Source organism: Pseudomonas sp. (assembly GCF_050739775.1).
GTDB lineage: Bacteria > Pseudomonadota > Gammaproteobacteria > Pseudomonadales > Pseudomonadaceae > Aquipseudomonas.
Genome location: NZ_JBOICA010000025.1, coordinates 36,903 through 59,027, shown reverse-complemented (window position 1 = coordinate 59,027; position 22,125 = coordinate 36,903). Strand labels below are relative to the sequence as shown.

The 22,125-nt window shown below is 61.2% G+C and carries 21 protein-coding genes; 12 read left to right on the top strand and 9 right to left on the bottom strand.

Features of this window, described 5'->3' with window-relative positions; genetic code table 11:
- Positions 1-2: 2 nt before the first annotated feature.
- From ACRESH_RS14770 to ACRESH_RS14760, 3 genes are read right to left on the bottom strand one after another with little or no spacing between them, the layout of a single operon-like run.
- The gene (locus ACRESH_RS14770) at positions 3-677 is read right to left on the bottom strand and encodes a GNAT family N-acetyltransferase (protein ID WP_431742702.1); all 675 of its coding nucleotides are present in this window, start codon (positions 675-677) and stop codon (positions 3-5) included.
- A 16-nt stretch (positions 678-693) separates the two neighbouring features.
- On the bottom strand, positions 694-1,140 hold the full coding sequence (locus ACRESH_RS14765; RefSeq protein WP_431742701.1) for an N-acetyltransferase family protein: 447 nt from the start codon (positions 1,138-1,140) through the stop codon (positions 694-696).
- Positions 1,141-1,151: 11 nt separating this feature from the next.
- Entirely contained in the window at positions 1,152-1,781 is a 630-nt protein-coding gene (locus tag ACRESH_RS14760; protein WP_431742700.1) for an FMN-binding negative transcriptional regulator, read from the bottom strand.
- Between the two features lie 90 nt (positions 1,782-1,871).
- Between ACRESH_RS14760 and ACRESH_RS14755 the strand changes: the two genes are divergently transcribed.
- On the top strand, positions 1,872-3,401 hold the full coding sequence (locus ACRESH_RS14755; RefSeq protein ID WP_431742699.1) for a PLP-dependent aminotransferase family protein: 1,530 nt from the start codon (positions 1,872-1,874) through the stop codon (positions 3,399-3,401).
- A 3-nt stretch (positions 3,402-3,404) separates the two neighbouring features.
- On the opposite strand, the gene ACRESH_RS14750 is transcribed toward ACRESH_RS14755, so the two are convergent.
- The 4 genes from ACRESH_RS14750 to aspA all read right to left on the bottom strand — a co-directional run bounded on the left by ACRESH_RS14750 (position 3,405) and on the right by aspA (position 8,235).
- Positions 3,405-4,436, bottom strand: a complete 1,032-nt coding sequence (locus ACRESH_RS14750) for a histone deacetylase family protein (protein WP_431742698.1) — start codon at positions 4,434-4,436, stop codon at positions 3,405-3,407.
- Positions 4,437-4,577: 141 nt separating this feature from the next.
- The gene (locus ACRESH_RS14745) at positions 4,578-5,570 is read right to left on the bottom strand and encodes an AraC family transcriptional regulator (RefSeq protein WP_431742697.1); all 993 of its coding nucleotides are present in this window, start codon (positions 5,568-5,570) and stop codon (positions 4,578-4,580) included.
- A gap of 57 nt (positions 5,571-5,627) precedes the next feature.
- A complete protein-coding gene (locus tag ACRESH_RS14740; RefSeq protein WP_431742696.1) occupies positions 5,628-6,620 on the bottom strand; it encodes an asparaginase in 993 nt (330 codons plus the stop codon).
- A gap of 190 nt (positions 6,621-6,810) precedes the next feature.
- On the bottom strand, positions 6,811-8,235 hold the full coding sequence (gene aspA / locus ACRESH_RS14735; RefSeq protein ID WP_431742695.1) for an aspartate ammonia-lyase: 1,425 nt from the start codon (positions 8,233-8,235) through the stop codon (positions 6,811-6,813).
- Positions 8,236-8,413: 178 nt separating this feature from the next.
- Between aspA and ACRESH_RS14730 the strand changes: the two genes are divergently transcribed.
- The 5 genes from ACRESH_RS14730 (at position 8,414) to ACRESH_RS14710 (ending at position 12,024) form a co-directional block, all read left to right on the top strand.
- Positions 8,414-9,322 (top strand): LysR substrate-binding domain-containing protein, encoded by a 909-nt coding sequence (locus ACRESH_RS14730; RefSeq protein ID WP_431742694.1) that lies wholly within the window; start codon positions 8,414-8,416, stop codon positions 9,320-9,322.
- A 200-nt stretch (positions 9,323-9,522) separates the two neighbouring features.
- A complete protein-coding gene (gene purE / locus ACRESH_RS14725) occupies positions 9,523-10,014 on the top strand; it encodes a 5-(carboxyamino)imidazole ribonucleotide mutase (protein ID WP_431742693.1) in 492 nt (163 codons plus the stop codon).
- Positions 10,015-10,024: 10 nt separating this feature from the next.
- Positions 10,025-11,107: a 5-(carboxyamino)imidazole ribonucleotide synthase gene (locus ACRESH_RS14720; RefSeq protein WP_431742692.1), complete on the top strand. Its 1,083-nt coding sequence runs from the start codon at positions 10,025-10,027 to the stop codon at positions 11,105-11,107.
- 93 nt (positions 11,108-11,200) lie between these two features.
- On the top strand, positions 11,201-11,446 hold the full coding sequence (locus tag ACRESH_RS14715) for a GlsB/YeaQ/YmgE family stress response membrane protein (RefSeq protein WP_431742691.1): 246 nt from the start codon (positions 11,201-11,203) through the stop codon (positions 11,444-11,446).
- Positions 11,447-11,490: 44 nt separating this feature from the next.
- Entirely contained in the window at positions 11,491-12,024 is a 534-nt protein-coding gene (locus ACRESH_RS14710; RefSeq protein WP_431742690.1) for a DUF3299 domain-containing protein, read from the top strand.
- Positions 12,025-12,062: 38 nt separating this feature from the next.
- On the opposite strand, the gene ACRESH_RS14705 is transcribed toward ACRESH_RS14710, so the two are convergent.
- Positions 12,063-12,959, bottom strand: coding sequence for a D-hexose-6-phosphate mutarotase (locus tag ACRESH_RS14705; RefSeq protein ID WP_431742689.1), 897 nt, complete (start codon positions 12,957-12,959; stop codon positions 12,063-12,065).
- Between the two features lie 72 nt (positions 12,960-13,031).
- Positions 13,032-13,433, bottom strand: coding sequence for an acyl-CoA thioesterase (locus tag ACRESH_RS14700; RefSeq protein WP_009402429.1), 402 nt, complete (start codon positions 13,431-13,433; stop codon positions 13,032-13,034).
- Positions 13,434-13,805: 372 nt separating this feature from the next.
- On the opposite strand from ACRESH_RS14700, the gene ACRESH_RS14695 reads away from it, so the two are divergent.
- The 6 genes from ACRESH_RS14695 (at position 13,806) to phoU (ending at position 22,114) form a co-directional block, all read left to right on the top strand.
- A complete protein-coding gene (locus ACRESH_RS14695; RefSeq protein WP_431742688.1) occupies positions 13,806-15,098 on the top strand; it encodes an MFS transporter in 1,293 nt (430 codons plus the stop codon).
- A 161-nt stretch (positions 15,099-15,259) separates the two neighbouring features.
- The gene (locus tag ACRESH_RS14690) at positions 15,260-16,258 is read left to right on the top strand and encodes a phosphate ABC transporter substrate-binding protein PstS (RefSeq protein WP_431742687.1); all 999 of its coding nucleotides are present in this window, start codon (positions 15,260-15,262) and stop codon (positions 16,256-16,258) included.
- A gap of 140 nt (positions 16,259-16,398) precedes the next feature.
- Positions 16,399-18,687 (top strand): ABC transporter permease subunit, encoded by a 2,289-nt coding sequence (locus ACRESH_RS14685; RefSeq protein ID WP_431742686.1) that lies wholly within the window; start codon positions 16,399-16,401, stop codon positions 18,685-18,687.
- Positions 18,688-18,704: 17 nt separating this feature from the next.
- Entirely contained in the window at positions 18,705-20,375 is a 1,671-nt protein-coding gene (pstA, locus tag ACRESH_RS14680; protein ID WP_431742685.1) for a phosphate ABC transporter permease PstA, read from the top strand.
- A 90-nt stretch (positions 20,376-20,465) separates the two neighbouring features.
- Positions 20,466-21,299, top strand: a complete 834-nt coding sequence (gene pstB / locus ACRESH_RS14675) for a phosphate ABC transporter ATP-binding protein PstB (protein ID WP_431742684.1) — start codon at positions 20,466-20,468, stop codon at positions 21,297-21,299.
- A 56-nt stretch (positions 21,300-21,355) separates the two neighbouring features.
- Positions 21,356-22,114 carry a phosphate signaling complex protein PhoU gene (gene phoU / locus ACRESH_RS14670; RefSeq protein WP_431742683.1) on the top strand — a complete coding sequence of 253 codons (759 nt, stop codon included), beginning with the start codon at positions 21,356-21,358 and terminating at the stop codon, positions 22,112-22,114.
- Positions 22,115-22,125: the final 11 nt, after the last annotated feature.

Genomic DNA, 22,125 nt, shown 5'->3' with positions numbered 1-22,125 from the left:
CTTCAGATAGAGGCGCGGCAAGCCTCCAGCGTGCGGAGCTGACCTTCCGGGCGCTGGTTGTCCTCACTCAACCAGTGCTCGAACCCCGCCGCAATCGCCGGCCATTCATCATCGGTAATCGAGAACCAGGCCGTGTCGCGGTTGCGGTCTTTGATCACCATATGGTTGCGGAACACCCCTTCGAAGCTGAAGCCGAAGCGTTCGGCGGCCCTTTTCGAACGGGCATTGTCGTTGTTGCACTTCCACTCCAGGCGGCGGTTGCCCAGTTCGAACGCCTGCTTGCCCAGCAGGTACACCGCCTCGGTACCCTTGGGCGTGCGCTGCATGGCGGCGCCGAAGGCGATGTGGCCAATCTCGATACGGCCCTGCTCGGGGACGATCGACATCAGGCTGAGAATGCCCTGGGTCTGACCGCTGGCACTGTCGATGACGCTGTAGAACAACGGATCGCTGCTGGCCGCGTTGCTGTCGAGCCAATGGTCGAAGTCTTCGCGTTCGGTGAAAGGCCCGTAGGCCAAGTAGTCCCAGAGTCTCGGGTCGGCTTCTGGCCCCTGGAACACTTGCCAGAGGTCTTCACGGTCCCGTCGGGGATCGAGTTTTTCCAGGCGAATGAAACGACCGACCAAGGTTGTGGACTGTGGGCGTTTGGCCGGGTGCCAGTTCAAAGGTGCACTCATGCGATGGCTCCTGGGGTTACAACGGTTTGCGAAACTGGATGAAGCCCGGCCGTTCGGCCACCTGCTCGTAGAGACTGATTGCGGTGGCATTGGTTTCATGGGTCAACCAGTGAACCTTGGCGCAGCCTGCTTCGCGAGCTATGGCATAGACATGCTCGATCAATTGGCGGCCAACACCCAGGCCACGTTGTTCGCTCAGGACGTACAGGTCCTGTAGGTAGCAGGAGTTTTCGATGCTCCAGTTGGAGCGGTGATAAATCCAATGGACCATGCCTACCGCTTTGCCGTCGAGCCAGGCCAACGCAGCATTGGTCGGCTCCTTGGGATCGAGCATGCGCTGCCAGGCCACGGCTGTTACCTCCTCGGCAATGCGGGTTTCGTAGAAGCGTTGATAGGCCTGCCACAGGGGCAGCCAGGCGCTATGGTCGTCGGCAGTTACCGGGCGGATCGTAACGGTAGGCATGAGAGATTCCTTCAAGGTTGGCGCATCACTGCGGCCAGTTGGTTATCCATGGGATCAGGGCTGTTGGCCAGGCCTGTGCGTACGCCTTCGATATCGATGGCCGAACGGTTCTGGCTGAGTTTGCGCGTGCCTTGCAGGCGATCGATGGGCAGGGCAAAGCCGACGATAGCCTTGAGCATCCCGGCCATGTAATCGGCGGGCGCTTCGTCCACCGACCAGGGCTTGGCCTGACGTTGTTCATGGTGGTCGCTCAGGCGCCGGACGATATCCAGCAGGCGCGCGGCATCGTGGTACACCTCGGCCTTGCCCCAAGCGTGTACGGCCAGGTAGTTCCAGGTCGGTACGGTGCGCGGATCCTGAGTCTTGCTGGGATAGTAGCCGGCACTGACATAAGCATCTGGCCCGGCGAACACCACCAGGGCCTCGGCACCGTTGGCCAGTTCCTGCCATTGCCGGTTGGCACGGGCGAAGTGACCGTACAGGGTGCCGTTGCTGCCTTGGCTACGGTCCAGCAGCAGGGGCAGGTGGCTGGCCTGCAGGCCTTGCTCTCCCTGGGTGACCAGCACGGCCAGACGCGTCTGCTCGATTTGCTGATGCAGTTGGCTGAGGTCGGTTTCCTTGTAGCTCGAAGGTGTGAACATGAGGATTGTCCTTGGCGAATGGCCTAATCCTAGGCAGGCTATTGGACTATGGTAAGAGCCATTTTCAGTTAATTTGATAGGTCCATTGTCATGAGCGTGCGTCCTTTCACCTTACCGTTCGACCCTACGGGTATTGTTCTTGATCGTCGCCAGGGGCTCAGCCGTCAGCTTTACCAGGCGCTGCGCCTGCGTGTGCTGGATGGTCGTTTGAGCAGTGGCACGCGCTTGCCGGCCACCCGCGACATGGCCGCGGCGTTGGCGCTGTCGCGTAATAGCGTGGTGCGTGCCTACGATCAGCTTTATGCCGAAGGTTTTATCGAAAGCCGGGTCGGGGATGGGACTTACGTGAGCCAGTTGCCAAAACTATCCACAAAAGTACCCACAGGGTTATCCCTGGGTTTTTCCACAGATTTATCCACAAAAGCGTTGGAAAGCACTGAGAGTTTATCCAGTAAAGTTATCCACAATGGCCCGTTGGAGCGATTGGAGAAGCACCATTTACCCGCGCCGAAAAGCGGTCCGCCGCGGGCGTTTCGTGTCGGTTTACCGGCGCTTGATCTGTTTCCTTTTGACGTCTGGGCCAAGCTGCAGGCGGGATTCTGGCGCAATCCAGATCCTGCGGCGCTCGGCTATGGCGACCCGGCGGGTGAGCCGCAACTTCGTGAGCTGATTGCCACCTATCTGCGTCGATCACGTGGGCTTTCCTGCACGGCTGAACAAATTGTGATCACCAGTGGCGCACAGCAGGCCATCAGCCTTTGTGCACAGTTGCTGCTGGAGTCGGGTGACGTGGTGGCTGTGGAAAACCCAGGCTATCGCGCAGCCGGTAATGCCTTTGCTCTGACCGGTGCGCAAGTGCGAGGCATTTCGGTAGACAACGAGGGGTTGGACTGTGCAGCACTGTATGGCGTGCCGCACTGTCGCCTGAGTTACGTGACTCCCTCACACCAGTACCCCACCGGGGTCACCATGAGTCTGGCCCGGCGCCTGGAACTGCTGGACTGGGCTCAGCGCAAAGACGGCTGGATCATCGAGGACGATTACGACGGCGAGTACCGTTACAGCGGTGCCCCGCTGGCCCCGCTGGCGGCGCTGGATCGTAGCGGGCGAGTGTTGTATGTCGGCACTTTCGGCAAGATTGCTTTTCCCGCGTTGCGCCTGGGCTATCTGGTGCTGCCGCAACAGCTGGTGCAAGCCTTCTCCCGTTGCCGGGCGTTGGCGGTCAGGCATTCGGAGGTCGGCACACAGGCGGTGATGGCGCAATTCATGGCCCTGGGGCATTTCCAACGACACATTCGCCGTGTGCGGCGTGCCGCCCTGAGCCGGCGCAATGCACTACAGGCGGGCTGGCCTGTGGATATCCCGGGCCTCGGGCCGATGCCTGAGATGGCGGCAGGGCTACATGTGAAGATCGATGTAGACAGTCATGCCCGCGAGCAGGTGCTGATCGCTCAGGCCGAGGCCGTCGGTGTCGAGCTCAATGCCTTGAGCGACTACTGGTTGCCTGGCTCGATTACACCTGTGGATAACCGCGCAGGGCTGGTGCTGGGCTTCGCCGCAGTGGACGAAGCCCGGATTGCCGACGCCCTGGCACGCTTGTGGCGTGCCTGGCGTGGGTGACGGTCATCGGACCCCTTCGAAACCCTCTAGTACGTTTACAGCATTGATACCGATCTCTTCGACCGCATAACCGCCTTCCATGACGAACAGGGTCGGTTTGCCCAGGCGGGCAATGCGCTCGCCCATCTTCAGGTAGTCGGGGCTGTCCAGTTTGAACTGCGAGATTGGGTCGTCTTTGAAGGTATCGACCCCGAGCGACACCACCACCACGTCTGGCGCATAGGCAGCGATGCGTTCGCAGGCTTGATCCAGAGCGTTGCTCCAGGTTGGCCAGTCACTGCCTGCGGGCAACGGGTAGTTGACGTTATAGCCCAGGCCTTCGCCTTCGCCTTGTTCATCGGCATAGCCGAGGAAGAACGGGAACTCGGCCTGTGGATCGCCATGAATCGAGGCGAAGAACACGTCGCTGCGCTGATAGAAGATTTCCTGGGTGCCATTGCCGTGATGGTAATCCACATCGAGGATCGCGACTTTGCTGTGGCCTTGGTCGAGGAAAGCCTGGGCAGCAATGGCGGCGTTGTTCAGGTAGCAGTAGCCGCCCATGACATCGCTGGCGGCGTGGTGTCCTGGTGGACGGCACAGTGCGAAGGCGCTGTGGGCACCGGCTTGCACCGCGGCCTGGGCGGTGAGCGCGACTTGCGCTGCACTGTAGGCGGCTTGCCAGGTGCCAGCAGTGATGGGCGCGCCGGCGTCGAAGCTGTAGTAGCCCAGCTCACCATGCAGACCGCTGGGTTTGACGCTGCGCAAGGTGCGCGCCGGCCAGGTGAAGGGCAACAGATCGCCATCGTGGCCGAGGCTGGCCCAGCGCTGCCAGGCACCCTCAAAGAAATTCAGGTAATCGGCACTGTGCACCCGCAGCAGCGGTATGCGGCCAAAGTCCGCTGGGCCTTGTACCGGCCCCAGTTCACGGGTCTTGACCCGTTCCAGCACATGGTCAGCGCGTGAAGGCATTTCGAAGCAGGGCATCAATTGCCCGTCGATCAGCTCACAGCGGCCGTGGTGAAGGCGATGGTCATCAGAATAAATGGTCAGCATTTGTTGTTCTCCGGAATCACTGGCGTGGGTCCATTGTTGATGGACCGGTCCCGGTTCAGAACGGCGTAAACGGCCAAAAGGGGATCGATATGGCCAGCCTGGGTGTCCGGATTTCGCCCCAGGCGGTGCAATGCACGCCAGTCAGGCGCGGAAATGGCTTGGGGCTACACCGCTCCAGCGTAGAAACGCATGGCGGAAGCTGGCGGTTTCGCTGAAGCCCAAGGCTTCTGCAATCTGATAGATCGGCAGCTGGTCTTCAGCCAGCAATTGCTTGGCCCGCTCGAATCGCAGCTCGTCGAGCAATTGCTGGTAGCTGCTGCCCAGTTCCTGCAGATGCCGACGCAGGGTGCGCGATGAGCAATGCATCTGCTTTGCCAGGCCCTCCAGCCCGGGTGCGGCACCCAGTTGATCGAGCAGCAACTGGCGGATGCGCCCCAGCCAGGCCTGGCGACCGGTGAACTCCAGGTTCTGCCGGCGGCAACGTTCGCTCATGGCCCGGTGGGTGATCTGGTCGGCCAATGGCAAGGGCGTCTCCAGCCAGCGGCGCTCGAAGGCAAAGGCGTTATCGCTGGCCCCGAAGTGCAGCGGGCAGTTGAAAGTCTCAGCGTACAGCGCCTGGTAATCCGGGGCGGCATGGACAAAGCGTGACGCCAGCAGCGGCAGCGATTGCCCGAGCAGGTCATCACAGATGACTTTCAGGGAGGTCAGGCAGAACTCGGCGTTGAACGCTGCCAGGTGAGGGGCTTCGCGATAATTGCTGGCGCTGAACCAGATGTGCTCGCCGTCTTCGATCAGGCGCAGTTGGAAAAGTGTTCCCAGCAGAGCCGGATACTGCATGGCCACGCGCAAAGCGTCACCTAAGGTGGCACTGGAGAGCAGGGCGTAACCGAGCATGCCGTAGCAGGAAACATGCATGCGCCGGCCCAGCTCCAGGCCCACTTCACGGCGCCGCGCCACGGCGTTGGCACACACCAGCAGCTCCTGGCGGGTGGTAATGCGCGAGTCAGCGCGGCCCAGGTCCGCCGGGCTGATCCCGCTACCGTCGAGGAGCGCCGCAGCGTCTATGTCATCATCCTTGAAGGCTTGTAGAACCAAAGACACGGCGTTGAGGGTCGTGAGGTGTGAGTGGAGCATGTCGGGCTTCCGGCTGAAGGGCTACCTGCAAGCAGCAATATGCGTGCCTTGCCAGGATCAGCGCAGCTCGCCACAGAGGTCCAGTTCGATCAGGCGCCGTACTTCTGCCATCGGCAAGCCTGCTCCGAGTAGCAGTTGCAACTTGCCGAATGCCGCCTCGCGGGTCATTCCGCCACCGGACAACACTCCAGCTCGGCGTAGGCGACTGCCGGCTTCATACACATCCAGCTCGACCCCGCCTTCGTGGCACTGGGTGATTGCCACCACCACGACTCCACGCGCCTGCGCCTGAGTCAGGGCATCGAGAAAATCCGCATTGTCAGCCGGTCCGGTGCCGCTGCCGAAGCATTCCAGGATCAGGCCCTGCGCGCCGCTGTCGAGCACCGCTTGCACCAGCGGCGCGCCGAACCCTGGCACCAGTGGCAGTACCGTTACTGTGGCGAGTTGCTTTGGCTGCCGATAGTCGAGTTGATCTGGCAAAGGCTGCACCCTGGCGGCACCACCAAAGCGCTTGAGCGTGACAAAAGGGTGGCGACCAAAGCTGCGCACCTTGGCGGTGCGGTTGGGTTCGAGCAGTTCGCCATGAAAGTACAGTTGCACCCCCGGGGCGACGCCTTGGGCCAGTACCTGCAAGGCGCCGAGCAGGTTCTCCCAGGCATCGCTGTCGGCTACCCCGGCCGGCAGCATGGCGCCGGTGAAAAGCACGGGTGCTTGCAGGCCAAGGAGCTGGAAGCTCATGGCGGCGGCGCTGTAGGCGAGGGTGTCGGTGCCGTGTAGGACTAGTACCGCGTCGCAGCCTTGAACATCGACGGCCTCGATGACAGCCGTGCGCAGGCGCTGCCAGTACTGGGGCGTCATGTTGGCGCTGTCGATCAGCGGCTGCATTTCGCGAAACTGCCATTGCGGGATATCGGCACGCCCGGTCAGTTGCTCGCGCATCCGCTGCTCGAAGCCCGAGGCCGGTGCCAGGCCGTTGACGCTGGCCTGCATGCCGATGGTGCCGCCGGTGTACAGCACCATGATGTTGCGGGCGGGATGGGCAGTTGCCATGGGGCTGTCTCCGTGGTCGGCCAAGGTTTAGCCGACCACAGTACGCCATCACTCGCTGGGCTGTCAGCGTCGTGGCTGATATGCCCCCCAGGAGCGGGCATAAAAAAAGGGCCCGGGGAGTGATCCCTGGGCCCTCAAAAGGTGAGAGGTGTCTAGTCCCTCGACCTGGTGAGCGGTGTTACAGCATCGGTTACGCTTTCAGCGGCACCAGACGCGGAGCAATCATGTTTTCCGGACGCAGGATGTCGGTGAGCATCTCTTCGTCCAGCAGGCCTTCCTCGCGGACCAGTTCCAGCACACCACGGCCGCTTTCCAGGGCGATGGCAGCGATACGGGTCGCGTTTTCGTAGCCGATGTACGGGTTCAGTGCGGTGACCAGGCCGATCGAGTGTTCGACCAGTTCACGGCAGCGCTGTTCGTTGGCGGTGATGCCGACGATGCAGTGCTCGCGCAGCATGTCCATGGCGCGTTGCAGCAGGCGGATCGAGTCGAAGATCTTGTAGGCGATCAGCGGCTCCATGACGTTCAGCTGCAGCTGGCCACCTTCGGCGGCGACGGTCAGGGCCAGGTCGTTGCCCATGATGGCGAAGGCCACCTGGTTGACGGCTTCCGGGATTACCGGGTTGACCTTGCCTGGCATGATCGAACTGCCTGGCTGGCGCGCTGGCAGGTTGATCTCGTTGATGCCGGTACGCGGGCCGCTGGACAGCAGGCGCAGGTCATTGCAGATTTTCGACAGCTTGACCGCAGTACGCTTGAGCATGCCGGAGAACAGGACGAAGGCGCCCATGTCCGAGGTGGCTTCGATCAGGTCGGCAGCCGGTACCAGCGGCTGGCCGCTGATGGTCGCCAGGCGCTGGACGGCCAGCATCTGGTAGCCCGGGTCGGCGTTGATACCGGTACCGATGGCGGTACCACCCAGGTTGATTTCGGTCAGCAGCTCTGGCGCCAGGGAACGCAGGCGGTTGAGGTCTTCGGTCATGGTGGTGGCGAAGGCGCGGAATTCCTGGCCGAGGGTCATCGGCACGGCATCCTGCAGCTGGGTACGGCCCATCTTCAGAACGTGGCTGAATTCTTCACCTTTGGCTGCGAAGGCCTGGATCAGGCTGTCGAGGCTGGCCAGCAGGGCGTCGTGACCGAGCAGCAGACCCAGGCGGATCGCGGTCGGGTAGGCGTCGTTGGTCGACTGCGCCATGTTAACGTCGTTGTTCGGGTGCAGGTATTTGTACTCGCCCTTCTGGTGGCCCATGGCCTCCAGCGCGATGTTGGCGATCACTTCGTTGGCGTTCATGTTGGTAGAAGTACCAGCACCGCCTTGAATCATGTCGACCACGAACTGCTCGTGGTAGTCACCGCGGATCAGACGGGCACAGGCCTCGCTGATGGCGGCGTGCTTGGCATCGCTCAGGTGACCCAGCTCACGGTTGGCGTCGGCAGCAGCCTGCTTGACCATGGCCAGGGCCACAACCAGCTTGGGGTAGTGCGACAGCGGGACACCGGAGAGGTGGAAGTTGTTGGCAGCGCGCAGGGTCTGGATGCCGTAGTAGGCATCAGCCGGGACTTCAAGGGTGCCAAGCAGGTCTTTTTCGACGCGGAACGATGCAGCAGCGGACATGATAAATATCATCTCGAGTTTGGCCCGGCACATGCCGGAATGGCGCCAATCCTAGGCCTGCGCCGATTTTGCGGCCAATGCTGTTGCACGCTAACCTATGCACAAACGGCATAATGGTTGATGTGACGCCAACCGACATTCGAGCGTGTGCCATTTTGGTGCGCGCCTGGAGAGACAGATGAACCTCGAAAGCAAATGGCTGGAAGACTTTAGCGCCCTGGCGGCGACCCGCAGCTTTTCCCAGGCCGCCGAGCGCCGCTTCGTGACCCAGCCGGCCTTCAGCCGGCGCATTCGCAGTCTTGAGGCCGCGCTGGGGCTGACCCTGGTCAACCGCTCGCGGACGCCGATCGAGCTGACGGCGGCCGGCCAGTTATTCCTGGTGACGGCGCGTACCGTGGTCGATCAGTTAGGTGAAGTGTTGCGCCATCTGCATCACCTGGAAGGCGGGCAGGGCGAGGTGATTCAGGTCGCGGCTGCTCACTCGCTGGCTTTGGGGTTCTTTCCGCGCTGGATCGCCCAACTGCGCAATGATGGCCTGAACATCGCTACCCGGCTGGTGGCCACCAACGTCGGCGACGCGGTGCATGCCCTGCGTGAGGGGGGGTGTGACCTGATGCTGGCGTTCTACGATCCGGATGCGGCACTGCAGATGGATGCCGAAATTTTCCCGTCACTGCACTTGGGGCATACCGAGATGCTGCCGGTGTGCGCTGCGGATGACGAGGGCAAGCCGCTGTTCGACCTGGAAGGCGAAGGCAGCGTGCCGTTGCTGGCCTACAGTGCGGGGGCGTTTCTCGGGCGTTCGGTCAATCTACTGCTACGTCAGCGCAGCCTGCGTTTTACCACTGTGTACGAGACGGCCATGGCCGACAGCCTGAAGAGCATGGCCCTGGAGGGCCTGGGCATCGCCTGGGTGCCGCGGTTGTCGGCACGCGCCGAGCTTGAGCGTGGTGAGCTGGTGATCTGTGGCGGCAGCCAGTGGCACGTGCCGCTGGAAATTCGTCTGTATCGCTGCGCGCTGGTGCGCAAGGCCAACGTGCGCTTGCTCTGGCGCAAGCTGGAGGGCGGACCGGCAGCCACGGCTTGACTCGAAAGTCAGCCAAAGCCCCGAAAAATAAGGCCGACAGTTGGTCGTCAGGGTGCATCAATGTTGCGGCTTTGCGATATACTGCGCGGCCTTCGGTCGGTTTCCCCGACCCCAATTCGCATAACAAGCCACGCCGGTTGTCCCGCGTGGCTTGTTGTTTTTTGACGCGCCTGCGGGCGCCCAAGAGAAGAGGCTCGACGATGAGTGCACTGGTTGGCGTGATCATGGGCTCCAAGTCCGATTGGTCCACCCTTAGCCACACCGCCGATATGCTGGAAAAACTCGGCATTCCCTACGAGGTCAAAGTGGTTTCCGCCCACCGTACCCCGGACCTGCTGTTCCAGTATGCCGAAGAGGCCGAAGGCCGTGGCATCGAGGTGATCATCGCCGGTGCCGGTGGCGCTGCCCACTTGCCAGGCATGTGCGCCGCCAAGACCCACCTGCCTGTTCTGGGCGTGCCGGTACAGTCGGCGATGCTCTCCGGGGTCGACTCGCTGCTGTCGATCGTGCAGATGCCAGCCGGTATTCCGGTTGCCACCCTGGCCATCGGCAAGGCCGGTGCCATCAACGCCGCGCTGCTCTCGGCGAGCATCCTCGGCGCCAAGCACCCGCAGTTCCACAGCGTGCTGAAGCAGTTCCGCGCTGAGCAGACAGACAACGTTCTGGACAATCCAGATCCGCGCCAGGCTTGAGGTCAAACCCATGAAAATCGGTGTAATCGGTGGCGGCCAGCTGGGTCGCATGTTGGCCCTGGCAGGCACCCCGCTGGGCATGAACTTCGCCTTCCTCGACCCGGCGCCGGACGCGTGCGCCGCGCCGCTGGGCGAGCACCTGCGTGCCGATTACGGCGACCAGGACCACCTGCGTCAGTTGGCCGACGAAGTCGATCTGGTCACCTTCGAATTCGAAAGCGTGCCGGCTGAAACCGTCGCCTTCCTGTCGCAGTTCGTACCGGTCTATCCGAGTGCAGAGTCGCTGCGCATCGCCCGCGATCGCTGGTTCGAAAAGAGCATGTTCAAGGACCTGGGCATTCCGACCCCGTCGTTCGCTGACATCCAGTCGCAAGCCGACCTGGACACCGCGGTGGCCAGCATCGGCCTGCCGGCCGTGCTCAAGACCCGTACCTTGGGTTATGACGGAAAAGGCCAGAAAGTGCTGCGAACTGCCGAGGATGTTGTAGGTACCTTCGCTGAACTTGGCAGCGTGCCTTGCCTGTTGGAAGGCTTCGTGCCGTTCACCGGTGAAGTTTCGCTGATCGCCGTGCGTGCTCGCGATGGTGAAACCCGTTTCTACCCGCTGGTGCATAACACCCACGAGAACGGCATCCTGCGCCTGTCGGTGGCCAGTGAAGACCATATGCTCCAGAACCTGGCCGAAGACTACGCCGGTCGCGTGCTCAAGCAGCTCGACTATGTCGGTGTGCTGGCGTTCGAGTTCTTCGAAGTCGACGGCGGCCTGAAAGCCAACGAGATTGCCCCGCGGGTGCATAACTCCGGGCACTGGACCATCGAAGGCGCCGAGTGCAGCCAGTTCGAAAACCACCTGCGCGCCGTTGCCGGTCTGCCGCTGGGTTCGACCGCCAAGGTCGGTGAAAGCGCCATGCTCAACTTCATCGGTGAAGTGCCGGCGGTAGACAAGGTGGTTGCTATCGACGAATGCCACCTGCATCACTATGGCAAGGCCTTCAAGGCCGGGCGCAAGGTCGGTCACGTCACCCTGCGTTGTGACGACATGGCGGCCCTGGAACAGAAAATCCAGCAGGTCGAAGCGCTTATCCAGGGCTGAAGGGAACCTTCCTCCTTCGCGATCCCTCTGATGGCAGGATGCCAAAGCGCTGACTAGGCTTTGGCGTGCGCTATTTCACTCAGAGGGATTGCCATGGGTATCATCGGAACCATCTTCATCGGCCTGATCGTCGGTCTGCTGGCACGCTTCATCAAGCCCGGCGACGACAGCATGGGCTGGATCATGACCATTCTCCTCGGCATTGCCGGTTCGCTCGCTGCGACCTACGGCGGCCAGGCGCTGGGCATCTACCAGGCCGGAGAGAGCGCGGGCTTCCTTGGCGCGCTAGTGGGTGCGGTCGTCCTCCTGGTGATCTACGGCATAGTCAAAAAGAACTGACGGCAGGCTAGAATGCTCGGCAATTTCCGTTGCCGAGCATTTTTATGCGCCGTGTATTACTGTTTTCACTGTTGCTCATCAGTAGCCTGGCCCGCGCCGAGCTTGCGGAAACCGACTGGCTGGAGTTGATGCCCAAGTCGGACCAGAAAGCCCTTGAGCTGATGCCCGAGATCGACCACAGCTCCCCGGAAGCCATGGGCACCTTCACCGACAAGGGCGGTATGAAGCAGAGCAAGGGCCTGCCGGCAGTGATGTATTCGAGCAAGACCGTGGCCGCCATGGACGGCAAGCAGATCCGCTTGGGCGGCTATCCGGTGCCGCTGGAAACCGATGCCAAGGGCAATAGCACGCTGTTCTTCCTCGTACCCTATCCGGGCGCCTGCATCCACGTCCCGCCTCCGCCGCCAAACCAGTTGGTGTTGGTGCGTTACCCCAAGGGCTTGAAGCTGGACGATATCTATACGCCGCTGTGGGTCAACGGTACCTTGAAAGTGGAGCAGGTCAGCAATGATTTGGCCGATGCCGCCTACGCAATGGACGCAGCCAAGGTACGGGTGGTGGAGGATGCCGATTTGTAACTGCAGGAGCCGGAAACACCGGCTCCTACAGTTACGATCTAGAGACTCTCGCTACCAATGCTGACACTCAGCGAATGGGTTGCCCCGGGGGCCAGTGTCACTACATCGTCCCATACGTTCGCGGTTTCGATACATAGCATGCACTGCCAGCCATCGTCGGCCATATCCGGCAGTTCGGCGGCACGCTCGATCCATGGGTTCCAGATCACCGCCGAGCGCGAGCCGCTGCTGGCCAGGCGGATGCGTCGGTTCCAGGCCGGGTCGACGATGTTCAACTGGTCAGGGGACTGCAGGTAGATGCGATCGGTTTCCCCGGCAAAGTCCAGGTCACCTTTCTGTGAGCGTAGTTCCCAGTTGGCCAAGGTTTCGATGTAGCCAAGCCCGTCGACACCTTGCACCTGAACCTGGCGCACATCGCTGACCGCGAAGTAGCTGTGCAGCGCCTGGCTGATGGTGACGGGGGCGTTGTCGAGGTTGTAGCTGGTAAGGGTGATGCTCAGTTGCTCAGCCATGACGATACTCAGCTTGAGCTCGACAGTGTGTGGCCAACCGGGCAGATCCCCCAGGGTGTCAGGCAGGGTGAAATCGACCCGCACCACGTCGCCTTTATTGTCGATCCCCAGCAATTGCCAGTCACGGCCACGCACCAGGCCATGGGCCGACGCCTCGACGCCGTGATACATCTTCTGGACTGCCTGCGGATTGCGCGTCAAATGACCAAACCAGGGCCAGCACACCGGAACTCCGGCGCGCACCGATTTACCCTGCTTGAAGATGGCCTGCTCGCTGAGCCACAGCAAAGGCGGCTCGCCAATCCGCTGATAGCTCAGGACCTGCGCGCCCTGCTGGGCAACCAGCAGTTCGGCAGTGTCGCTGGTGATGCGCCAGCAATTGAGCTCGCCGTGCTGTTCGGATTCGACCTTGGGTGTGGACATGCGCTTGATCTCGTTGGTTTGCCGTACGGCCTTGGACCGCTTGCATACCTTCGAGTTTACCGCGCGGCCGGGTCAGCGACGAGGAGGAACCGAACGGGTGCGGCCGCTGCCATCGATGGCAACGAATACGAATACAGCCTCGGTCACCTTGCGCCATTCGCTGGACAGCGGATCGTCGCTCCACACCTCGACCATCATCTGGATCGAGCTGCGGCCGATTTCCAGGGTCTGGGTATAGAAGGACAACTGCGCGCCAACGGCCACAGGAACCAGGAAGGCCATACGATCGATAGCCACGGTTGCCACCCGGCCACCGGCAACGCGGCTGGCCATGGCGGTGCCGGCCAAATCCATCTGGGCGACCAGCCAGCCGCCGAAAATGTCGCCGAAACCGTTGGTTTCACGCGGTAATGCGGTGATCTGCAAGGCCAGGTCGCCTTGCGGGATAGGATCTTCTTGTTCGAGTTCAATCATGCCGGGGGTGCCTCTGACCCGTGACGCTTCGTTGGTTGGCGCTATGAAAGACGCCTCGAAAAACGATTCAGCACAACTATTCTACGCTGCTTTCGCTTTGCCAGGCGGCGAAGGGAAACTCTGCGAAACCGACTAAGCATACCTAGCGGCGTTTTCGCACAACATCCTTCAGAGGACGCAACCCCTTCCTACAAGCGGCCAGTATATAGAGCCAAAAGCGCAGCGACGACCATACAGTCATGAATACTTGTATTGAATGTGTACTGCTATGTGCTTTTTCCGGCAATTTGATATCGTTCGAGGCTTACCAGGCCAAAACCCGCGCCGTAGGCGGCCTGCACTCCCAATAAGAAATGCCAACAAGAGAGACCTATGACCTCCGTGCCCGGCAGTATCGCGCAGCAGCCTTCGCGGCCGTTGACCCGCAGTGATTACAAGACTCTGTCGCTGTCCGCCCTGGGCGGTGCGCTGGAGTTCTACGACTTCATCATTTTCGTGTTTTTCGCCACGGTGGTCGGCAAGCTGTTCTTCCCCGCTGACATGCCTGAATGGCTGCGTTTGATGCAAACGTTTGGCATCTTCGCCGCCGGTTACCTGGCGCGACCGCTGGGCGGCATCGTCATGGCCCACTTCGGCGACCTGCTCGGGCGCAAGAAGATGTTCACGTTGAGCATCTTCATGATGGCCATACCGACCCTGATCATGGGGCTGCTGCCCACCTACGCGCAGATCGGCATGTGGGCGCCGATCCTGCTGTTGCTGATGCGGGTGATTCAGGGCGCGGCCATCGGCGGTGAAGTGCCGGGCGCCTGGGTGTTTGTCTCCGAGCATGTGCCCGCGCGCAATACCGGCTATGCCTGTGGAACCCTGACGGCAGGGCTGACCGCCGGGATCCTGCTCGGTTCGCTGGTGGCTACGCTGATCAACAGCATCTACAGCCCGGAGGAAGTGGCCGGCTACGCTTGGCGCCTGCCTTTCCTGCTCGGCGGGGTGTTCGGTCTGTTCGCGGTGTACCTGCGCCGCTGGCTGCACGAAACACCGGTGTTTGCCGAAATGCAGGCACGCAAGGCGCTGGCCGAGGAAGTGCCACTGCGCGCGGTATTGCGTGACCACCGTGGCGCCATTGTCATCTCGATGTTGCTGACCTGGCTGCTGTCGGCCGGCATTGTGGTGATGATCCTGATGACCCCGGCATTGCTGCAGAGCCTCTACCAGGTCAGCCCCACCGATTCGCTGAAGGCCAACAGCCTGGCTATCGTCCTGCTTAGCCTGGGCTGCATCGGCACTGGCGCGCTGGCTGATCGTGTTGGCGCCGGGCGGGTTTTCATCGTCGGCAGCCTGTTGTTGCTGATTTCCTCCTGGACCTTCTACCACAGCCTGCCAACCCATCCCGAGTGGATGTTCCCGCTGTATGCCCTGACGGGTCTGTGCGTGGGCATTGTCGGCGCTGTGCCCTATGTCATGGTCAAAGCGTTCCCGCCGGTGGTGCGTTTCAGCGGCCTGTCTTTTTCCTACAACCTGGCTTACGCAATCTTCGGTGGTCTGACGCCGATGGTGGTCACCGCGCTGCTCAAGTTCAGCCCCATGGCACCGGCCTACTATGTCGCCGGAATCTGCACCATTGGTCTGCTGGTTGGCCTCTATCTTTGGGCCAAGAAACGCTGAAACCGCTCTAACCCAACCCTCGCAACATTTTGAAAAGGCCATTACTGAATTTCAGTGATGGCCTTTCATCTAATTGTCACATTCGGTTCATAGAGTGTTCATGCGGCCTGCAGATACTTGGGCCCGATCCATCTCACCCCAATTCCTGCTAGGAGCAAGGCATGAAACTGAAGCGTTTGATGGCGGCCCTGACTTTCGTCGCCGCTGGCGTCGCCACCGCCAATGCGGTTGCCGCTGTTGACCCTGCTATTCCGACCTACACCAAGACCACCGGTGTGTCGGGCAACCTCTCCAGCGTCGGTTCCGATACCCTGGCGAACCTGATGACCCTGTGGGCTGAGGCCTACAAGAAGGAATACCCGAACGTAAACATCCAGATTCAGGCTGCCGGCTCCTCCACCGCACCACCCGCACTGACCGAAGGCACTGCCAACCTCGGCCCGATGAGCCGCAAAATGAAGGACGTCGAGCTGCAGGCGTTCGAGCAGAAGTACGGCTACAAGCCAACCGCTATCCCGGTTGCCGTCGACGCTCTGGCTGTGTTCGTACACAAGGACAACCCGATCAAAGGCCTGACCATGGCTCAGGTCGATGCGATCTTCTCCTCCACCCGTCTGTGCGGTGGCAAGGCTGACGTGAAAACCTGGGGTGACCTGGGCGTGACCGGCGACCTGGCCAACAAGCCGGTTCAGCTGTTCGGTCGTAACTCGGTGTCTGGCACCTACGGCTACTTCAAGGAAGAAGCCCTGTGCAAAGGCGACTTCAAGCCTAACGTCAACGAACAGCCTGGTTCGGCTTCGGTCGTGCAGTCGATCAGCAGCTCGCTGAACAGCATCGGCTACTCGGGTATCGGCTACAAAACCGCCAGCGTCAAGACCGTGCCTCTGGCCAAGAAAGAAGGTGGCGCGTTCGTTGAAGACAACGAAGCCAACGCCCTCAACGGTACCTACCCGCTGTCGCGCTTCCTCTATGTCTACGTCAACAAGGCGCCGAACAAGCCTCTGGCCCCGCTGGAAGCCGAGTTCGTCAAACTGGTGCTGTCGCAAGCAGGCCAGCAGGTTGTCGTGAAGGACGGTTACATCCCACTGCCTGCCAAAGTGGCTGAAAAAGCCCTGGCGGACCTGGGTCTGAACCACAACGGAAACGTTGCGAAGAAGTAAGTGAGAAGCCGGCGAGGTCGGGTTTTTGACCTGGTCTCGCCACAAATTGCGAGTCCGCTGCCAGGGATATCTGAGCGGCGGGCTTTTTTGCGTCACTGCATTGTCATGTTTTTGTCATACGGGACCGCTAGGGTGTGCGCATGAATGATCTGGCCAACTCCACAATGACCCAAAATTCTCCCCCCGTGCGGATTGACTTCAATACGCCCGAATTGCAACGCAAGCGTCGCCTGCGTGCGCTCAAGGATCGCCTGACCCGCTGGTATGTACTGGTGGGCGGGCTTGCCGTGCTGGCAGCGATCACCCTGATCTTCTTCTACCTGGCCTATGTGGTCGTGCCCCTGTTCCAGGGCGCCACCCTGACCAGCAAGAAAGCGCTGGAGCCGACCTGGCTGAGCCAGGATGCCGGCAAACCGCTGATGATTGCCCTGGAAGAGCAGAACCTGGTGGGTATGCGGGTTTCTGACAAGGGCCAAGCGCTGTTCTTCGACACCAAGAGCGGTGCCGAGCTCAAGCGTGTCGACCTACCGGTGCCGGCAGGTACCCAGGTGACTTCTATCGGTGCCGATCAGCCGGGCAACCCGCTGGTAGTGCTGGGCCTGTCCAACGGTCAGGCGCTGGCGTTCAGCCACAGCTACAAGATCACCTACCCGGATAACAAGAAAACCATCACCCCGGCCATCGACTTCCCCTATGGCCAGGAGCCGTTCGTGCTCGATGAGCAGGGCCGCGCGCTGGAGCATGTCAGCCTCAATGTGAACGGTGAAACCCTGGTGGTTGCCGGTTCCACTGGCGCGCACCTGCAGGTGGTATCGCTGAGCCGCGAAGAAAACATGATGACCGGTGAGGTCACCAGTGAGCAGAACCGCATCGACCTGCCGCAGATGACCGAGCCGGTCAAAGCGATCTTCATCGACCCACGCCAGCAGTGGCTGTATGTGATCAATGGCCGGGCCCAGGCGGATGTTTTCAGCCTGCGCGACAAAAGCCTCAATGGCCGCTACAAGCTGCTCGACGACGGTAATGCCGAAGTCACTGCCAGCACCCAGCTGGTTGGCGGTATCTCACTGATTATCGGGGACTCCAAAGGCGGCCTGGCCCAGTGGTTCATGGCCCGCGATCCGGATGGCGAGCAGCGCTTCAAGCGCATTCGCGAGTTCCAGATGGGCACTGCGCCGATCGTGCAGATCGATGCCGAAGAACGTCGCAAAGGCTTTGTTGCCCTGGACGCCAGCGGCAAGCTCGGTGTGTTCCATAGCACCGCACACCGTACCCTGCTGGTCGAGCCGGTAGCCGAAGGTGCAGGCGTTCTGGCGCTGTCGCCACGGGCGAACCGCATCATCGTCGAAGAGGGCGGCAAGCTGCTGCCACTGACGCTGAAGAACCCGCACCCGGAAGTCTCCTGGAGCGCGTTGTGGAGCAAGGTCTGGTACGAGAACTATGACGAGCCGAAGTACGTCTGGCAGTCCACCGCCTCGAACACCGACTTCGAACCCAAGCTGAGCCTCTCGCCGCTGACCTTCGGGACCCTGAAGGCGGCGTTCTACGCCATGATCCTGGCGGCTCCGCTGGCCATTGCCGCGGCGATCTACACCGCCTACTTCATGGCACCTGGCATGCGCCGCAAGGTCAAGCCGGTGATCGAACTGATGGAGGCGATGCCGACAGTAATCCTCGGCTTCTTCGCCGGTCTGTTCCTGGCACCGTACCTGGAAGGGCACCTGCCGGGTGTGTTCAGCCTATTCGTGCTGATGCCGATTGGCATCCTGGTCGCCGGTTTTACCTGGAGCCGCCTGCCCGAGTCGATTCGCCTGCGGGTTCCGGATGGCTGGGAAGCGGCGATTCTGATTCCAGTGATTCTCGTCACCGGCTGGTTCGCGCTGCACATGAGCCCGTTCCTGGAGACCTGGTTCTTCGGCGGCGACATGCGCCTGTGGATTACCAATGACCTGGGCATCACCTACGACCAGCGCAACGCCCTGGTAGTCGGTATCGCCATGGGCTTCGCGGTGATTCCGAACATCTATTCGATTGCCGAAGACGCCGTGTTCAGCGTGCCGCGCAGCCTGACCCTGGGCTCCCTGGCATTGGGCGCAACGCCGTGGCAGACCTTGACCCGCGTGGTCATCCTGACCGCCAGCCCGGGTATCTTCTCTGCGCTGATGATCGGTATGGGCCGTGCGGTCGGTGAAACCATGATCGTTCTGATGGCCACCGGCAACACCCCGGTCATGGAGCTGAACCTGTTCGAAGGCATGCGTACCCTGGCCGCCAACGTTGCGGTGGAGATGCCGGAGTCGGAAGTCGGTGGCAGCCACTACCGCGTGCTGTTCCTCGCCGCGCTGGTGCTGTTGATGTTCACCTTTGTGATGAACACCTTGGCCGAGCTGATTCGCCAGCGTCTGCGCAAGAAATACTCGTCGCTTTGATAGAAAGGTAGAGATCCGTGAAAAAGGATTCCCTCAAAAGCTGGTTCAAGAGCGGCGCCCCTGGCGTCTGGATCAGCGGTGGCGCAGTCGCCATCGCGGTGATCATGACCATCGGTCTGCTCTCCGTAATCGCCGTGCGCGGCCTGGGCCACTTCTGGCCGGCCGACCTGATTCAGGCCAGCTACAACGTACCAGGCCAGGCGAATCATATCGTCGTCGGCGAAGTGGTGCAGAAGGAAGAAGTGCCGCGTGTCCGTCTCAAGGGGGCCGGCTTGCCGGTGCCTGACGAGGGGCCGGAGTTCATGACCCGCGAGCTGATCAAGGTCGGTAACCGCGACCTCAATGGCAGCGACTTCACCTGGGTGGTTGGCGAGTGGCTGACCGACCAGCAGACGCCGGTCGACCTGATCGCGCTGGAGCGTCGTGAATGGGGTAATTTTTACGGTTACCTGGTCAGCGTCAAGGAGAACGGCAAAGTCGTTGCCGAAGGCCAGGCGGCCTGGACCGAGCTGCAAGCGCGCCTCAAGCGTGCCGAGCAGCTGGCTGGCGAGCTGCAAAAGCTGGAAAAGAAGGACATCGGTGCCATCAACTACGGCCTTGAGCGTCTGCGCCTGCAGTCTCGCAAGCTGGAGCTCGACGGTAAGCTGGATGCAGCGGCCCAGGCTGACATGGACGCTGAACGTGCCGAGCTGAACAACCGTTACAAGGCCATCGAAGAGCGTCTGAGTAACCTGCATCAGGACTTCAGCCGCGACAGCCTGGTGGCAAAGGATGGCAACGGTCGTGAAGTCGAGATCAACCTGAGCAAGGTGGTGCACGCCTACCAGCCGAACGGCATGGGTTTCACCACCAAGATGGGCGTGTACTTCGCCAAGGTCTGGGAATTCCTCAGCGACGACCCGCGTGAAGCCAACACTGAAGGCGGGATCTTCCCGGCCATCTTCGGTACGGTGATGATGACCCTGATCATGGCCGTGATTGTCACCCCGTTCGGCGTGCTGGCGGCGGTGTACCTGCGTGAATACGCGCGCCAGGGGCCGGTGACTCGCCTGATCCGTATTGCCGTGAACAACCTGGCCGGTGTACCGGCAATCGTCTACGGCGTGTTCGGTCTGGGCTTCTTCGTCTATGTGCTGGGTGGCTCGCTCGACAGCTTGTTCTTCCCCGAAGCACTGCCGGCGCCAACCCTGGGTACCCCGGGCCTGCTCTGGGCCTCGCTGACCCTGGCGCTGCTGGCGGTACCGGTGGTGATCGTGGCCACTGAAGAAGGCCTGGCGCGTATTCCGCGTACGGTTCGCGAAGGATCGTTGGCCCTCGGCGCAACCAAGGCCGAGACCCTGTGGAAGATCGTTCTGCCCATGGCCAGCCCGGCGATGATGACCGGCATGATCCTCGCCGTGGCCCGTGCCGCTGGCGAAGTGGCGCCACTGATGCTGGTGGGTGTAGTGAAGCTGGCGCCATCGCTGCCAGTGGATGGCAACTACCCGTACCTGCACCTGGACCAGAAGATCATGCACCTGGGCTTCCACATCTATGACGTCGGCTTCCAGAGCCCCAACGTCGAGGCCGCGCGGCCGCTGGTGTACGCCACCGCGTTGCTGCTGGTGCTGGTGATCGCCACGCTCAACCTGTCGGCGGTGTGGATTCGTAACCACCTGCGCGAGAAGTACAAGGCGCTGGACAGTTGACTGAAAGCTATTAGCCATAAGCGGCAAGCTACAAGCCGCTTATGCCCAAACTTGCAGCTTGCAGCTTGAAGCTACAAACGGAGTGAAATCATGCAACATGAAACCCATTCTCACGGTATTGATATGTCGGCCTTGGGTCGCGACAAACAGAGCCTGCGCCTGGCTGAAGAAACCGTGGCCATTGAAGTACCCGGCCTGAACCTGTACTACGGCGACAAGCAAGCCCTGTTCGACGTCGGCATGAACATCCCGAAACAGCGCGTGACCGCATTCATCGGTCCATCCGGCTGCGGTAAGTCGACGTTGCTGCGTACCTTCAACCGCATGAACGACCTGGTTGATGGTTGCCGTGTCGAGGGGGCGATCAACTTGTACGGCAACAACATCTATCGCAAGGGCGAAGATGTGGCCGAGCTGCGTCGCCGGGTCGGCATGGTGTTCCAGAAGCCCAACCCGTTCCCCAAGACCATCTACGAAAACGTGGTCTATGGCCTGCGCATCCAGGGCATCAACAAAAAACGTGTGCTTGATGAAGCCGTGGAATGGGCACTCAAGGGCGCGGCACTGTGGGATGAGGTCAAGGACCGCCTGCACGAGTCGGCATTGGGCCTGTCCGGTGGTCAGCAGCAGCGTCTGGTAATCGCCCGGACCATTGCCGTGGAGCCAGAAGTACTGCTGCTCGACGAACCGTGCTCGGCGCTGGACCCGATCTCGACGCTGAAAGTCGAAGAGCTGATCTACGAACTGAAGTCCAAGTACACCATCGTCATCGTCACCCACAACATGCAACAGGCGGCGCGGGTTTCCGACTACACCGCCTTCATGTACATGGGCAAGCTGATTGAGTTCGGTGACACCGACACGCTGTTCACCAACCCGGCGAAGAAGCAGACCGAAGATTACATCACCGGTCGGTATGGCTAGGATTCAACGATTGAACGCCGCCTGACAGCACTTACCGGACGCTCCAAGGATTTCTCATGATTGATAAAGATAGCCTTACCCACCACATCTCCCAGCAGTTCAACGCCGAACTCGAAGAGGTTCGCAGTCACCTCCTGGCGATGGGCGGCCTGGTCGAGAAGCAGGTCAACGATGCGGTCACCGCGCTGATCGAGGCCGATTCGGGCCTGGCCCAGCAGGTGCGTGAAGTCGACGAGCAGATCAACCAGATGGAGCGCAACATCGACGAGGAATGCGTGCGCATTCTCGCTCGCCGCCAGCCGGCCGCTTCCGACCTGCGTCTGATCATCAGCATTTCCAAGTCGGTGATCGACCTGGAGCGCATTGGTGACGAGTCGACCAAGATTGCTCGCCGGGCCATCCAGCTGTGCGAAGAAGGCGAGTCGCCGCGTGGCTACGTCGAAGTGCGTCACATCGGCGACCAGGTGCGCAACATGGTCCGTGATGCCCTCGATGCCTTCGCCCGTTTCGACGCCGACCTGGCGCTGTCGGTGGCCCAGTACGACAAGACCATCGACCGCGAGTACAAGACTGCGCTGCGCGAGCTGGTCACCTACATGATGGAAGATCCGCGTTCGATTTCGCGGGTGCTTAGTGTGATTTGGGCCCTGCGTTCGCTGGAGCGGATCGGTGACCACGCACGCAACATCGCGGAACTGGTGATTTACCTGGTACGCGGTACCGATGTGCGCCACCTGGGCCTGAAGCGAATGAAAGAAGAGGTCGAGGGTGTCAGCGAAAAAGCTAATGTTCCGGCTGAAACTGACGATAAGTAAGACTGCCCCGA

Bases quoted from the DNA above. Each gene is read 5' to 3' on its own strand.
- ACRESH_RS14715 (WP_431742691.1), top strand. From the start codon at position 11,201: ATGGGTATCATCGGAACCATCTTCATCGGCCTGATCGTCGGTCTGCTG.
- ACRESH_RS14740 (WP_431742696.1), bottom strand. From the start codon at position 6,620: ATGGCAACTGCCCATCCCGCCCGCAACATCATGGTGCTGTACACCGGC.
- ACRESH_RS14730 (WP_431742694.1), top strand. From the start codon at position 8,414: ATGAACCTCGAAAGCAAATGGCTGGAAGACTTTAGCGCCCTGGCGGCG.
- ACRESH_RS14705 (WP_431742689.1), bottom strand. From the start codon at position 12,959: ATGTCCACACCCAAGGTCGAATCCGAACAGCACGGCGAGCTCAATTGC.
- ACRESH_RS14770 (WP_431742702.1), bottom strand. From the start codon at position 677: ATGAGTGCACCTTTGAACTGGCACCCGGCCAAACGCCCACAGTCCACA.
- ACRESH_RS14695 (WP_431742688.1), top strand. From the start codon at position 13,806: ATGACCTCCGTGCCCGGCAGTATCGCGCAGCAGCCTTCGCGGCCGTTG.
- ACRESH_RS14720 (WP_431742692.1), top strand. From the start codon at position 10,025: ATGAAAATCGGTGTAATCGGTGGCGGCCAGCTGGGTCGCATGTTGGCC.
- aspA (WP_431742695.1), bottom strand. From the start codon at position 8,235: ATGTCCGCTGCTGCATCGTTCCGCGTCGAAAAAGACCTGCTTGGCACC.
- ACRESH_RS14750 (WP_431742698.1), bottom strand. From the start codon at position 4,436: ATGCTGACCATTTATTCTGATGACCATCGCCTTCACCACGGCCGCTGT.
- phoU (WP_431742683.1), top strand. From the start codon at position 21,356: ATGATTGATAAAGATAGCCTTACCCACCACATCTCCCAGCAGTTCAAC.
- purE (WP_431742693.1), top strand. From the start codon at position 9,523: ATGAGTGCACTGGTTGGCGTGATCATGGGCTCCAAGTCCGATTGGTCC.
- ACRESH_RS14685 (WP_431742686.1), top strand. From the start codon at position 16,399: ATGAATGATCTGGCCAACTCCACAATGACCCAAAATTCTCCCCCCGTG.
- ACRESH_RS14755 (WP_431742699.1), top strand. From the start codon at position 1,872: ATGAGCGTGCGTCCTTTCACCTTACCGTTCGACCCTACGGGTATTGTT.
- ACRESH_RS14765 (WP_431742701.1), bottom strand. From the start codon at position 1,140: ATGCCTACCGTTACGATCCGCCCGGTAACTGCCGACGACCATAGCGCC.
- ACRESH_RS14710 (WP_431742690.1), top strand. From the start codon at position 11,491: ATGCGCCGTGTATTACTGTTTTCACTGTTGCTCATCAGTAGCCTGGCC.
- ACRESH_RS14745 (WP_431742697.1), bottom strand. From the start codon at position 5,570: ATGCTCCACTCACACCTCACGACCCTCAACGCCGTGTCTTTGGTTCTA.
- ACRESH_RS14690 (WP_431742687.1), top strand. From the start codon at position 15,260: ATGAAACTGAAGCGTTTGATGGCGGCCCTGACTTTCGTCGCCGCTGGC.
- pstB (WP_431742684.1), top strand. From the start codon at position 20,466: ATGCAACATGAAACCCATTCTCACGGTATTGATATGTCGGCCTTGGGT.
- ACRESH_RS14700 (WP_009402429.1), bottom strand. From the start codon at position 13,433: ATGATTGAACTCGAACAAGAAGATCCTATCCCGCAAGGCGACCTGGCC.
- ACRESH_RS14760 (WP_431742700.1), bottom strand. From the start codon at position 1,781: ATGTTCACACCTTCGAGCTACAAGGAAACCGACCTCAGCCAACTGCAT.